Annotated in this window: 15 protein-coding genes; all 15 read left to right on the top strand. The window is 32.2% G+C overall.

Annotated features, from left to right (window positions below; all coding sequences use genetic code 11):
* Nucleotides 1-38 precede the first annotated feature (38 nt).
* The 15 genes from ACZ42G_RS06565 to safA all read left to right on the top strand — a co-directional run bounded on the left by ACZ42G_RS06565 (nt 39) and on the right by safA (nt 12,660).
* Entirely contained in the window at nt 39-1,190 is a 1,152-nt protein-coding gene (locus tag ACZ42G_RS06565) for a CCA tRNA nucleotidyltransferase (RefSeq protein WP_464852038.1), read from the top strand.
* Nucleotides 1,187-1,801, top strand: a complete 615-nt coding sequence (locus ACZ42G_RS06570) for a site-2 protease family protein (protein WP_085111895.1) — start codon at nt 1,187-1,189, stop codon at nt 1,799-1,801. The genes ACZ42G_RS06565 and ACZ42G_RS06570 overlap by 4 nt, the downstream gene beginning before the upstream one ends.
* Nucleotides 1,801-2,511, top strand: a complete 711-nt coding sequence (locus ACZ42G_RS06575) for a segregation and condensation protein A (RefSeq protein WP_464852039.1) — start codon at nt 1,801-1,803, stop codon at nt 2,509-2,511. Before ACZ42G_RS06570 ends, ACZ42G_RS06575 begins: the two co-directional genes overlap by 1 nt.
* Nucleotides 2,512-2,515: 4 nt before the next feature.
* Entirely contained in the window at nt 2,516-3,022 is a 507-nt protein-coding gene (gene scpB, locus ACZ42G_RS06580; protein ID WP_085111897.1) for an SMC-Scp complex subunit ScpB, read from the top strand.
* A 107-nt stretch (nt 3,023-3,129) separates the two neighbouring features.
* Nucleotides 3,130-3,777, top strand: coding sequence for a DUF2953 domain-containing protein (locus ACZ42G_RS06585; RefSeq protein WP_274892755.1), 648 nt, complete (start codon nt 3,130-3,132; stop codon nt 3,775-3,777).
* Between the two features lie 6 nt (nt 3,778-3,783).
* Nucleotides 3,784-4,230 (top strand): GerW family sporulation protein, encoded by a 447-nt coding sequence (gene ytfJ, locus ACZ42G_RS06590; protein WP_013787995.1) that lies wholly within the window; start codon nt 3,784-3,786, stop codon nt 4,228-4,230.
* A 57-nt stretch (nt 4,231-4,287) separates the two neighbouring features.
* Nucleotides 4,288-5,433, top strand: coding sequence for a D-alanyl-D-alanine carboxypeptidase family protein (locus ACZ42G_RS06595; protein WP_085111899.1), 1,146 nt, complete (start codon nt 4,288-4,290; stop codon nt 5,431-5,433).
* 91 nt (nt 5,434-5,524) lie between these two features.
* Nucleotides 5,525-6,490, top strand: a complete 966-nt coding sequence (locus tag ACZ42G_RS06600) for a sulfide/dihydroorotate dehydrogenase-like FAD/NAD-binding protein (RefSeq protein ID WP_350494239.1) — start codon at nt 5,525-5,527, stop codon at nt 6,488-6,490.
* Nucleotides 6,483-7,766 (top strand): FAD-dependent oxidoreductase, encoded by a 1,284-nt coding sequence (locus ACZ42G_RS06605; protein ID WP_464852041.1) that lies wholly within the window; start codon nt 6,483-6,485, stop codon nt 7,764-7,766. The genes ACZ42G_RS06600 and ACZ42G_RS06605 overlap by 8 nt, the downstream gene beginning before the upstream one ends.
* A 99-nt stretch (nt 7,767-7,865) precedes the next feature.
* Nucleotides 7,866-8,573 carry a pseudouridine synthase gene (locus tag ACZ42G_RS06610; RefSeq protein WP_464852042.1) on the top strand — a complete coding sequence of 236 codons (708 nt, stop codon included), beginning with the start codon at nt 7,866-7,868 and terminating at the stop codon, nt 8,571-8,573.
* Nucleotides 8,574-8,586: 13 nt separating this feature from the next.
* Nucleotides 8,587-8,964 carry a GNAT family N-acetyltransferase gene (locus tag ACZ42G_RS06615; protein ID WP_464852043.1) on the top strand — a complete coding sequence of 126 codons (378 nt, stop codon included), beginning with the start codon at nt 8,587-8,589 and terminating at the stop codon, nt 8,962-8,964.
* A gap of 17 nt (nt 8,965-8,981) precedes the next feature.
* Nucleotides 8,982-9,815, top strand: a complete 834-nt coding sequence (speE, locus tag ACZ42G_RS06620) for a polyamine aminopropyltransferase (protein WP_014758746.1) — start codon at nt 8,982-8,984, stop codon at nt 9,813-9,815.
* Between the two features lie 3 nt (nt 9,816-9,818).
* Nucleotides 9,819-10,685 carry an agmatinase gene (speB, locus tag ACZ42G_RS06625; protein WP_045408092.1) on the top strand — a complete coding sequence of 289 codons (867 nt, stop codon included), beginning with the start codon at nt 9,819-9,821 and terminating at the stop codon, nt 10,683-10,685.
* 103 nt (nt 10,686-10,788) lie between these two features.
* The gene (locus ACZ42G_RS06630) at nt 10,789-12,183 is read left to right on the top strand and encodes an oxaloacetate decarboxylase subunit alpha (RefSeq protein WP_464852044.1); all 1,395 of its coding nucleotides are present in this window, start codon (nt 10,789-10,791) and stop codon (nt 12,181-12,183) included.
* 114 nt (nt 12,184-12,297) lie between these two features.
* Nucleotides 12,298-12,660 (top strand): SafA/ExsA family spore coat assembly protein, encoded by a 363-nt coding sequence (gene safA / locus ACZ42G_RS06635; RefSeq protein ID WP_013788004.1) that lies wholly within the window; start codon nt 12,298-12,300, stop codon nt 12,658-12,660.
* Nucleotides 12,661-12,669 lie beyond the last annotated feature (9 nt).

Genomic DNA, 12,669 nt, shown 5'->3' on the forward strand with positions numbered 1-12,669 from the left:
TTTTTATAGACAGAGATATACTTTTAATTTTAAAAGATATGTCGGAGAAAATTGGGGTAAATGCTTATATTGTAGGTGGATACGTAAGAGACAAATTGTTAAATTTAGAAAGCGATGACATTGATATTACGGTAGAAGGCGATGGAATAAAATTTGCTTTTATGCTCAATGAAATTTTAAATGGTGATATAGAGGTACATGACAAATTTGAAACTGCCAAAATAAAAATAAAAGATTTTGAGTTAGATATTGTGTCTGCAAGAAAAGAATATTATGAACGTCCTGGAATGTTGCCAGTCGTCCAACGAGCAAGTCTTGCTGATGATATTAAAAGAAGAGATTTCACGATAAATATGCTGGCATTAGATGTAAAAACAAATCAAATCATTGATATATATAACGGTGCAGATGACATAAAAAATAAATTAATTAGAGTCGTACATGATAAAAGTTTTGTTGACGATCCAACGAGGATTTTTAGGGCAATAAGATACAGTGGAAGATTAGGTTTTAAAATAGAGCAACATACTGAATGGTTGTTAAGGAAGTCTATATCTGACGGTGATATTTTTAATGTATCTGCCGATAGAATTATGAATGAAATTTATTTGATATTGAAAGAGAAGAAACCTGAACCTATAGTAAAGTTAATGAAACATTACCAGCTTGATAAGGAATTATTTTGTGGCATAAAGATTAATACAACAAATTTGAATACAAGCCCTAAAGATGGCAATACATTATTGTATAGATTTTTGTTGTTTTTCTATAATGCTACAAAAGAAGATGCTGATTGTTTAATTAGAAAATACAATTTAAAACGTGAATATTTGAGTGGATTATCTGATATTCTCAATATAAAGATGAATATGTCTAACTTAAATGAAAATGTATCTATTTTCAATACATTAAAAGATAAGAGAATAGAAGCAATATCTGCAGTACATGCTATGGAAGACTTAAATATAAAACAAGCCATCGAAAAGTATTATGACATGGTAAAATTAAAGAGACTGGGAATAAATGGCGACGACATAAAAAAATTAGGACTTCAACCGTCACCAATTTACAAACAAATTTTAGATAAAATATTGCTGGACAAAATTTCAGGCAAGATAAAAGATCGAGAAGATGAGATTAGGAGTCTATTACATTATGTAGAAGAAGTTAAAAGAGGTGAAAAGATTTGAGTGCATTATTAAGCTATTTAATCAGAATTCCGGCATTGATAATCGCAATGAGTTTTCATGAGTTTAGCCATGGTTATGTAGCAGATAAATTAGGCGATCCTACGCCTAGGCAAAGCGGAAGACTTACATTAAATCCACTGGCCCACATAGATCCTTTAGGGTTAATTATGCTGTTTATTATATACTTTGGGTGGGCTAAGCCAGTACCGATAAATCCGTATTATTTTAAAGACAGAAAAAAAGGCGTTTTATATGTGGCGTTGGCTGGCCCCCTTTCTAACGTTTTTTTGGCCATAATAACGCGAATTCTGATGTTTTATTTTGGAAATATCCCTGTATTAGGACTTTTTTTGACTATACTCTATCAATACAATTTGGTTTTTGCTGTGTTTAATATAATTCCTATTCCACCATTAGATGGTTCAAAGGTTTTGTGGAGCATTCTTCCTCAGAAAGAAGCATATATTTATTCGCAATATGAACAATATGGACAAATTGCTTTGCTGTTGCTTCTATTTACAGGAATAATTAATTTATTTATGACTCCGCTAATGATGGGGTTAGATAAACTGATTTCTAAAATAATTTTGTTTCCGTTTGGAGTGGGATAATGTACAACATTAAAATAGAATCTTTTGAAGGACCTTTTGACCTTTTGTTTCATCTTATAGAAAAAAACGAAATAGATATAAAAGACATACCGATTGCATCTGTTTTTGACCAATACATGGAATATTTAAAAGCTATGCAAGAAATGGACTTGGATATTGCAACAGAGTTTATTTTAATGGCTGCTACATTGCTGGAAATAAAGTCAAGTATGCTTTTACCAAAGCAAAATTTCGAAGGACAGCAAATGGTAATGGCTGATGCAGACCCTAGAGAAGAATTGGTGGAAAAGTTGATTGAGTATAAAAAATATAAAAGTGTCGCAAATAGACTGAAAAAGTTAAATACATTAGGCACTAAATTTTTTAGAGACGAGCCTGAAATAAAATATGTTGATAAATCGCTTTGCCTCAATTATTCAACTATCGACTTAAAAAAAGCTTATATGAAGATTCTTCAAAAGTCCAGCAACAATGTTATGCCGATTAGATATGCAAAAGATCAAATTACAATTGATGACAAAATAAAGGAGATATTAAAGAAACTAATAGTTACTCCTGTGATTAAATTTGGCGATTTCTTAAAGAATTTACGAAAGATAGAAAAAATTGTTTCGTTTGTAGCACTTTTGGAATTGATTAAGTTAAATAAAGTTGCGGCTGAACAAAAAAAGACATTTGGAGACATAATTATAAAAAGTCTAAAGAGGTGAAATAATGGATATAGATTGCATAATAGAGTCTATACTATTTGCCGCTGGCAGACCTGTTAAGATAAAAACTTTAAGTGATGTCTTAAATATTTCCACAAAGGATGTCATTGAATCTTTTAATAGATTAAAAAACAGTTATGATAGAGAAAACAGAGGGGTAAAAGTTTCGATGATAAATGATTCAATAGTGATGTCTTCAAATGAAGCATATTCAGACTATATAAAAAAGGCATTAGGACTTGATATAAAGCAAGGATTATCTCAAGCTGCATTAGAAGTTTTGTCTATAATCGCTTATAATCAGCCTATTACAAGAATTGACATAGAAAAAATAAGGGGTGTAAAGTGCGAGAAAGCAATTAATACCTTATTAGAATTTAATTTAATTAAAGAAGATGGAAGAATAAATGCCCCAGGCCGTGCAATACTTTATTCTACAACTGATGATTTTCTGAAGTATTTTAATTTGCCTTCTTTAAAAGACTTGCCTCCATTAGACGATATTACTTAGTATTTTATTTTTATTATTGAAAACAATATATTTGAGAAGGTGAATTGATGTTTTCTCTTTGTATATTATTAATTTTGCTTGTAGCAATATTTATTTTTATTTACCCTATGACTTTTAAAGTGCACTATGACAATTATGGTGTAAATTTTATTTTAAATATATACATATATATTGTTCGATTTGCTAAGATTGCCAGCCTAAACGTTAATTATAAAAGAATTGAAGAAAATGATAGAGCAGAATTGTCATTAAAAATATTAGGAATTAGATTGATGAATGTAGTCGTTGATATTGTCAATTTTACTCTAAAAGACAATAGGCCGGTAATAAAGTATGAAGTTCATAAAGCATTTTTTTTAAAATTCCCCAAAAAATCAGAAAAGAGAAAAATGCTAAGTTTACATGATGTACATAGAATAATAGATTTATTTAATTCAAATAAGTTTATGATTTATGAAATGAGCAAAAGCATTAAAAGGTCTATAGTAATTAGGAAATTAAGATTAAATGTAGATGAGGGATTTACTGATGCTGCTTTTACATCAATTGTATATGGAATTATTAATTTTGTAATTTATACGCTAATTGTTCCTGTCTATTGCAGTATAAAATTTTTAACTAAGCCTTCTATATCTATAAACCCTCATTTTGGAGAAAATATTTTAAAAAGCGACTTTGATTGCATATTAGATTTTAGATATGGTAATATTATAGTTAATGGTATTAAATTCTTAAAAAATTTTAAACGGAGGTGATTTTGGATGAGCGATCATCCTATTGAAGGATTAATGAAGACGACTATGGAGAGTCTTAAGGAAATGATAGATGTAAATACAATCGTTGGGGATGCAGTAGAAGCTCCAGACGGAACAGTGATCATTCCAATTTCAAGGGTAACGTTTGGTTTTGCTGCTGGTGGTGGAGAGTTTCAGATGACGCAAAATAAAGACAAAGAACAAAATCAAAATAATGGACAATCAAATATGCCATTTGGCGGTGGCAGTGGTGCGGGCGTTTCTTTACAGCCAGTTGCATTTATGGTTGTAGGGCAAGGACAGATAAGACTTTTGCCAGTAAATCAAAATGCGATGGTTGAAAGAATAATTGATTTGGCACCTAAGTTAATGGAGGAGCTTCAAAATGTTTTTAATAAAAACAAGACTTATAAAAAATCAACTCCAATAACTGTAACAAATAACATAGATTGATTTATTAGGTAACAAGCGGGTCATAATGTGAGGTATTAACTTTCAAGGAGGACAGTAATGAAGAAAATACTTTTATTAGTGCTTATTTTTACTTTCCTTATGACCCCTACAAACATAGAAGCTGAGAATTTAAAACCTCCTCAGATTGCTGCAAAAGCTGCAATTGTAATGGATCAGAAATCTGGCAGAATTCTTTTTGAAAAAAATATAAGTGAAAAACTTCCTATGGCAAGTACAACCAAAATCATGACATTGTTGTTGGCTTTAGAATACGGCAATTTAAATGATATTGTAACCGTCAGCAAAAAAGCTGCAAGTGTAGGTGGATCTTCAATATGGCTTTCGCCTGGAGAAAAAATTTCAATGATAAATTTATTGTACGGTTTAATGTTAAACTCAGGGAATGATGCTGCAACCGCAATTGCAGAACATATAAGTGGCAGTGTTGATAAGTTTGTGGAGCTTATGAATAAAAAAGCTAAAGAAATTGGAGCATATAATACAAATTTTGTTACACCTTCAGGTCTTGATATCGGGATTGACAACCATTATACAACTGCTTATGATTTAGCTTTAATTACAAGATACGCTTTTAACAATTACAATAAATTCGCTGAAATAGTATCAACAAAAGAAAAGACAATTCCTTGGGACGGAAAAGAATACGACAGGTATCTGCGAAATAAAAATAAGATGCTTTGGCAATATGAAGGAGCAGATGGAGTAAAAACAGGATTTACTAATAAGGCTGGCAGATGCTTAGTAGCTTCTGCAACAAGAAATGGTCAAAGGCTAATATCTGTAGTATTAAACAGCGGTCCAATGTGGGAAGACACACAAAAAATTTTAGATTACTCTTTTTCAAATTATACTCCAATTAAGATCATTTCGAAAGGTCAGATGGTAAAGACCATAAGTGTTGTTAATGGCAAGGAAAAATATCTGCCGCTTATGTATAATAGTGATTTCATCTTGCCAATTTCAAAAGATGAGGAGATAAACGTTAAAATTGATTATAACATACCTAAATCTGTAAAAGCACCAATAGGAATTGGAGAAAAAATCGGAATTGCTATTGTGAAATTGAATGATAATCAGGTTGCGACTATCGATGTTGTTTCAGGCAAAAACATTGATGAAAGAGATTATAACTTTAATTTTAAAACCATCATAAAGAATTGGATTGACATATTTCAATATTAAACTCCTGGTATGTACCAGGAGTTTTTTGTAACCTTTTTTTTATTTGAGAATAACATAAATATGTAAAATTTCTTTAGGAGATGGTTAAATGATCAATCACAGGCTTGAATGTATTGACATTGGTAGTGATTACTGTCCTTGCTATTTAGCAGAATTAAACGAATGTATTGTTTGTTCTCAATTGCAAGGGAAAGAATTTTGCGATTGCAATTGGAATGGCGTATGTGTATATCAAGATTTTATTTGGTCAAAAAGAAAAGCAAAAGCAAAAAGGGAAACTATTGTGGCAGATATAATTGATAAACAAAATATAAATAAAAATTTAATAATATTGGCGCTATCTGTATCTAACAAAATGGCAAGAGACTTAAATGAACCTGGATCGTATGTGTTCTTAAGAGATGAGTCAAGTCCTTCTTTTTTCGACGCACCAATGTCTGTAATGTACGCTGATGAGATAAATGGGATTATAAAAATTGCTGTACAAATTAACGGCCCTAAGACAAATTTAATCAATTCATGCGGTAAACATGTATTTTTGAGAGGCCCATATTGGAATGGATTGTTTGGACACAAATATATAAAAGGTACTAGAAATTCAAAATGCCTTGTAATATTAAGGGGTATAGCACAAGCACCTGGAGCAATAATCATAAACAAGTTATACAATAACAACAATGAAATAACTGTGATAATTGATAAGGGTAAAGTTGAAGAGTTTTTTATTTGGCAGTATATTAATAACTTTAATTTAAAGATAATTACGACAGATCTTTTAAGCAACGATGGGCAAGATATTTTAAAAAATGCAATTGCAGACAAGGATATTAAATTAATTTACAGTGGAGGTTCTGATGAACAACATCTAAATATTTTAAATTATTTAGATTTACTTGATAGCAAAGCTTATTTTGCTGTATCAAACAATAATACAATATGCTGTGGAGAAGGTATTTGCGGCAGTTGTGAAGTCCAAATTGATGGGCAAAAAATAAGGTCGTGTAAAGTTCAATTAGATGTTAGAAAGACAATTGAAAGGAGAGTATTACATGGTTAAGGTTGTTGTTATTGGCGGCGGTTGGGCAGGATGTGCAGCAGCTCTTACGGCAAAAAAAGCAGGTGCTGAAGTCGTATTGCTTGAAAAAACAGATATGTTGTTAGGTTGTGGTTTAGTGGGAGGAATAATGCGAAATAATGGCAGGTTTACTGCTGCAGAAGAAATAAAATATTTAGGTGGATATGAATTGATTGAGATAACGGATATGTGTGCAAGACATAGAAATATTGAATTTCCAGGGCATAAACACGCAAATCTGTACGATATAACTAAGGTTGAGCCTGAAATAAGAAAAATGCTATTAAATAAAGGGATTAAAATTAAATTTATATCTAGAGCGGCAGATGTAATAATGGAAAACAAGACAAAAATCAAAGGTATTGTTTTAGATGATGAATCAGTTGAATATGGCGATGTATTTATAGAGACTACCGGCTCAACAGGGCCTATGGGAAATTGTTTAAGATACGGCAATGGTTGTTCAATGTGTATACTAAGATGTCCATCTTTTGGACCAAGGATTAGCATAAGTTACCGAGCAGGTGTTGAAGATATTTTAGGAATGAGATCTGATGAAGTTTATGGTGCCTTTAGTGGGTCTTGTAAGTTGAATAAGGATTCATTAAGCGATGAAATCAGAGAGAAACTTGATAAAGAAGGTGTTGTCGTGTTGCCAGTTCCTGAAGAAGATGTAAACATGGATAAACTGAATATAAAAGTATGCCAACAATATGCTCTTCCAGAATACGCAAAGAATGTCATTTTACTTGATACTGGCCATGCCAAGCTGATGACCCCATTTTATCCTTTAGAAAAATTAAGAAGAATTCCAGGGTTTGAAAGAGCCAGGTTTGAAGATCCATATTCTGGAGGAAAGGCTAATTCAATTAGATATCTCTCTATTGCTCCAAGGAATAACGGAATGAAAGTAAAAGGTCTTGATAATTTGCTTTGTGCGGGAGAAAAATCAGGGCTTTTTACTGGACATACCGAAGCTATGACTACCGGATGTTTGGCAGGGCACAATAGTGTTAGGCTGTCATTAGGAATGCCGCTTTTAGAATTGCCGAGAAATTTGGCATCTGGGGATCTTATTGCATATGAAAATGAATGTATAGAAACAAAAGAAGGATTGAAGAATCGCTATACGTTTGCAGGTGGAATATATTTTGATAGGATGAAATCATTAGGATTGTATACTACAAATACTGATGCGATTAGAGAAAAGGTAGAAAGAGATAATCTTATGGGAATATATAATGAAAAATTGGTTTAGGCAAGTCTAAAGCTTGCCTAAAGTATTGTCTTTTGTATCAAAAAATGTTATATTATATGCGTTGTGTTGGGTGTATAATAAATGTGGGTGTGAAACGTTATGGAAAGATTGCAAAAATACCTGGCTGAGTGCGGAATTGCGTCCAGGAGAAAGTGTGAGCAGTTGATTTTAGATGGAAAAGTTAAAGTTAATGGTAAAACTATTAGGGAGCTTGGTGTCAAAGTTGACCCAAATAAGGACGTTGTTGAATACAATGGTAAAGTAGTCACAAAAGTCAATAAAAATATATACATCATGCTAAATAAACCTGTAGGATATATTACGACGGTTAAAGATCAATTTGACAGACCTTCAGTTATAGACTTAGTTAATATTGATGATAGGATATATCCAATTGGTCGATTGGACTATGACACTTCAGGACTGCTTTTGCTTACGAATGACGGTGATTTGGCAAATAAACTCATGCACCCGAGGCATAAAATTAATAAGGTATATATTGCGCAAATAAAAGGTGTGCCAAACAAAATGAAGTTGGATATGTTTAGAAATGGACTTTACATTGATAATTATAAAACTGCCAAAGCTGAGATAGATATATTAAAAGTCACAAATGGTAATTCTACCGTAAGAATAGTCATCCATGAGGGACGAAACAGGCAAATCAGAAAGATGTGTGAGCTAATTGGACATCCTGTCTTAAAGTTAAAAAGAGTAAAAATAGGCAATTTGGATATTGGAAATTTAAAAACTGGACAATGGCGTTATCTATCTAAAGATGAAGTAGAATATTTAAAAAAATTATAGGAAGAGATGGTTTATGTTTAAAATTAAGTTTGCATCAGAAGAAGATTTAAAATATATAAAAGAAATTGCTGATTATTTTAAATTGCCTTTTTCAGTAGATCTAAGCAAATGTATTAATATGATAGCAACAGATGAAAAGCCTTTTGGCTTTATAACAATAAAAGTGTATGATGATATGGCTTATATAATAGGACATGCTGTTTTGCCTGAATATCAGATGAAAGGCTATGGAACAATGCTTTTAAAGGTTGCTTTAAACAATGTATATGATTTTGGAATCAAAAAAGCGTGCATAAAACATTCTAAATTTGATGATTTTTATATTAAAAATCATTTTGAAAGATTAGAAGGCATTCTATATGTCGATATAGAAGAATTATTTAAAAAATGATTTGGGAGGAATGAAAAATGGAATTATGGTTTACTGAGCATCACAACGATTCTATAGGTTATTCATTAAAAGTAAATAGAACATTGAATTCTGAAAATACCCAATATCAAAAGTTAGACGTAATAGAGTCTGAATTTTATGGTAGGGTATTGATTCTTGATGGAATTTTGCAAACGACAGAGAAAGATGAGTTTGTATATCACGAGATGATAGTGCATGTTCCACTTTTTACTCACAAAAATCCTAAAAGTGTTTTAATAGTAGGTGGTGGCGATGGTGGTGCCGTAAAAGAAATTTTAAAGCACGATTCAGTGGAAAGAGTTGTTCTCGCAGAGATCGATGATCGTGTTGTGGAAAATTCGAAAAAATATCTACCTACAATTAGCTGTGGATTATATGATGAAAAAGTAGAGATTATGATTGGCGATGGAATAAAATATGTGAGTGAGCACAAGAATGAATTTGATGTTGTAATTGTAGATTCGACAGATCCTATAGGCCCTGCGGTAGGGTTATTCACAGAAGATTTTTATAGATCTGTGTATGAGTGCTTAAAGGAAGACGGAATTATAGTAGCACAGACAGAGTCACCTTTTATTTATGGTAGCTTAATAAATAAATTAAGTAAGATGTTTAAAAATATTTACCCAATAGTAAAGCCATATATATGTACTATACCGACATATCCGGGGCATTTGTGGACTTTTACAATGGGTTCTAAGAAGTATGATCCTGAAGCTGTAGATGTGAATAATATTCCTAATATTGACACAAAATATTATACGCCACAGTTACATAAAGCCAGCTTTGTGTTGCCGAAATTTGTAAAAGAAATTTTTGAGGAGGCATAGTTTTTGATAATAAAAGACAATTTATCAAACGGTGGAAAATTTTTGGGGAGCAGCGATGATTATTATAAATCTGAAATTGTGATTGTAGGTGCTCCTATGGATTATACTGTAAGCTTTAAACCCGGAACACGCTTTGGACCACAGGCAATAAGGATGGCATCTTTAGGATTAGAAGAGTACAGTGTATATTTAGATAGAAGTTTAAAAGACAAAAAGTATTATGATTATGGTGATTTGATATTACCTTATGGAAATGTAGAAAAATGTTTAAATATAATTGGTGATGCTGCTAAAGATATTATAGATGCTGGGAAAAAGCCGATATTTTTGGGTGGTGAACATTTAATAAGTGCTCCAATCTTAGAAAAAGTTTTTAAAAAATACGGAAATGAGTTAGTTGTGCTTCACTTTGACGCACATACAGATCTGAGAACTGAATTTTTTGGAGAAAGAGATTCCCATGCTACAGTTTTAAGAATTGCCTCTGAATTTGTAAACAAAAAAAATATGTATCATTTTGGCATACGCTCAGGTGTTAAAGAGGAATTTGTTTTTGCATTCAAAAATACCAATATGTTCTTATATGATGTTGTTGAACCCTTGAAATCAATACTTGATAATATAAAATCAAAGCCTATATACATCACATGGGACATAGACGTTTTAGATCCCGCTTTTGCACCTGGTACAGGTACTCCTGAACCCGGTGGTATAACCTCAAAAGAAGCGCTAAGTGCAATACACATGTTAAAGGATCTAAATGTTGTAGGTATGGATTTGGTTGAAGTATCGCCTGATTACGACCATTCGGGTATAACGTCGATTTTGGCTGCGAAATTGATAAGGGAGTCTATTCTATCATTCTTATGATAAGTTTATTTTAAAATAAGACCAGTTTTTAATAGTTGGTCTTATTTTTTTATAGAAATATTAACTTAACAAGAGTATAATATTGAGTAAAGGAGGAGTTTTAATGTCTAAGATAAAAATAACGGAGACTGTTTTAAGAGATGCACATCAATCGTTGCTGGCAACTAGGATGACAACTGATGAAATGCTTCCCATAGCAGAGAAATTAGATGAAGTCGGCTTTTTCTCATTGGAAGCATGGGGCGGTGCTACATTTGATGCATGTATGAGATTTTTGAACGAAGACCCATGGGAAAGATTAAGACTTTTAAAGAAGGCGATTAAGAAGACGCCTCTTCAAATGTTGTTAAGAGGTCAAAATTTACTTGGATATAAACACTATCCTGATGATGTTGTAAATGAATTTATAATAAAATCTGTTGAAAATGGTATAGATATAATAAGAGTTTTTGATGCATTAAATGATGTGAGAAATTTAGAAGTGCCAATAAAATCTGCAAAAAGCGCAGGTGCTCATGTGCAGGCAGCTATAGTATATACAGTTAGTCCTGTACATAATACAGATCATTATTTGAAAGTGGCAAAGTCTCTTCAAGATATGGGTGTGGATTCTATATGCATTAAGGATATGTCTGGAATATTATCACCTTATGCTGCATACGATCTGATTAAATCTCTAAAAAGAGCACTTTACACGCCGATTCAACTGCATAGCCATTATACAGCAGGACTTGCTTCAATGACCTATTTAAAAGCCATAGAAGCTGGTGTAGACGGAGTTGATACAGCTATTTCTTCTCTTGCTTTAGGAACATCACAGCCAGCTACAGAATCAATTGTGGCCGCATTGAAAGGTACAGAATATGATACAGGGTTAGATTTAAAATTGCTTGCTGAGATAGCTCAGTATTTTAATGTGATTAAGCAAAATCACAAAAATGACAGCGATATGTCTTTGCTTATGTTTGTTGATGTTAAAGCATTAGAGAGTCAAATACCAGGGGGAATGTTATCAAACCTGGTTTCACAGCTAAAGCAGCAGAATGCATTAAACAAATATCAGGATGTCCTGAAAGAAGTTCCAAGGGTACGAGAAGATTTAGGATACCCTCCTCTTGTTACTCCAATGAGTCAAATGGTTGGAACTCAGGCTGTTTTAAATGTTATTACAGGAGAAAGATATAAAATAGTTCCTAAAGAAATTAAAGATTATGTCAAAGGTTTATACGGGATGCCACCAGCTCCAATTTCAGATTCTATACGAGAGAAAATAATTGGCGATGAAGAAATAATCTCAAATAGGCCAGCAGATTTACTAAGTCCTCAATTGGATGAATTTAAAAATGAGATAAAGGAATTTATAGAGCAAGATGAAGATGTTTTATCATATGCATTATTTCCTCAAGTAGCAAGAAGGTTTTTTGAGTATAGGCAAGCTAAAAAATACAAAATTGATTCAACATTATTGAATATCGAAGAGAGGGTTCACCCAATATAAACAAAAAAACTATAGGTATAAAGCCTATAGTTTTTTTTATCTTAAAAATAGTTGTGTAACACAATTTAAAAATAAACATAACATGTAATAGAAAAATGAAAGGGGGTTTTAACAATGTCTGATCCACAATATTACCCTGGACATTGTAGAACGACATATACAGTAAGGCCTGGAGATTCAATGTGGACCATAGCGAATATGTTTGGCATACCATTAGACTGCTTAATAAGAGCTAATCCACAGATACCGAATCCAAATTTAATATATCCGGGACAACAAATTTGTATACCAGCATATTGCCCGCCAGAGAGACATTGCAGAGAAATGTATATAGTAAGGCCTGGAGATTCAATGTGGACTATAGCTAATATGTATGGTATTCCATTAGACTGTTTAATAAGAGCTAATCCACAGATACCAAATCCAAACTTAATATATCCAGGTCAACAAATTTGTATACCACATCACTGCTGGTAAAATATAAAA

Source organism: Thermoanaerobacterium calidifontis (genome assembly GCF_055381745.1).

Bases quoted from the DNA above. Each gene is read 5' to 3' on its own strand.
- ACZ42G_RS06605 (WP_464852041.1), top strand. From the start codon at position 6,483: ATGGTTAAGGTTGTTGTTATTGGCGGCGGTTGGGCAGGATGTGCAGCA.
- ACZ42G_RS06565 (WP_464852038.1), top strand. From the start codon at position 39: ATGTCGGAGAAAATTGGGGTAAATGCTTATATTGTAGGTGGATACGTA.
- ACZ42G_RS06575 (WP_464852039.1), top strand. From the start codon at position 1,801: ATGTACAACATTAAAATAGAATCTTTTGAAGGACCTTTTGACCTTTTG.
- scpB (WP_085111897.1), top strand. From the start codon at position 2,516: ATGGATATAGATTGCATAATAGAGTCTATACTATTTGCCGCTGGCAGA.
- safA (WP_013788004.1), top strand. From the start codon at position 12,298: ATGTCTGATCCACAATATTACCCTGGACATTGTAGAACGACATATACA.
- ACZ42G_RS06615 (WP_464852043.1), top strand. From the start codon at position 8,587: ATGTTTAAAATTAAGTTTGCATCAGAAGAAGATTTAAAATATATAAAA.
- ytfJ (WP_013787995.1), top strand. From the start codon at position 3,784: ATGAGCGATCATCCTATTGAAGGATTAATGAAGACGACTATGGAGAGT.
- ACZ42G_RS06630 (WP_464852044.1), top strand. From the start codon at position 10,789: ATGTCTAAGATAAAAATAACGGAGACTGTTTTAAGAGATGCACATCAA.
- speE (WP_014758746.1), top strand. From the start codon at position 8,982: ATGGAATTATGGTTTACTGAGCATCACAACGATTCTATAGGTTATTCA.
- ACZ42G_RS06610 (WP_464852042.1), top strand. From the start codon at position 7,866: ATGGAAAGATTGCAAAAATACCTGGCTGAGTGCGGAATTGCGTCCAGG.
- ACZ42G_RS06595 (WP_085111899.1), top strand. From the start codon at position 4,288: ATGAAGAAAATACTTTTATTAGTGCTTATTTTTACTTTCCTTATGACC.
- ACZ42G_RS06585 (WP_274892755.1), top strand. From the start codon at position 3,130: ATGACTTTTAAAGTGCACTATGACAATTATGGTGTAAATTTTATTTTA.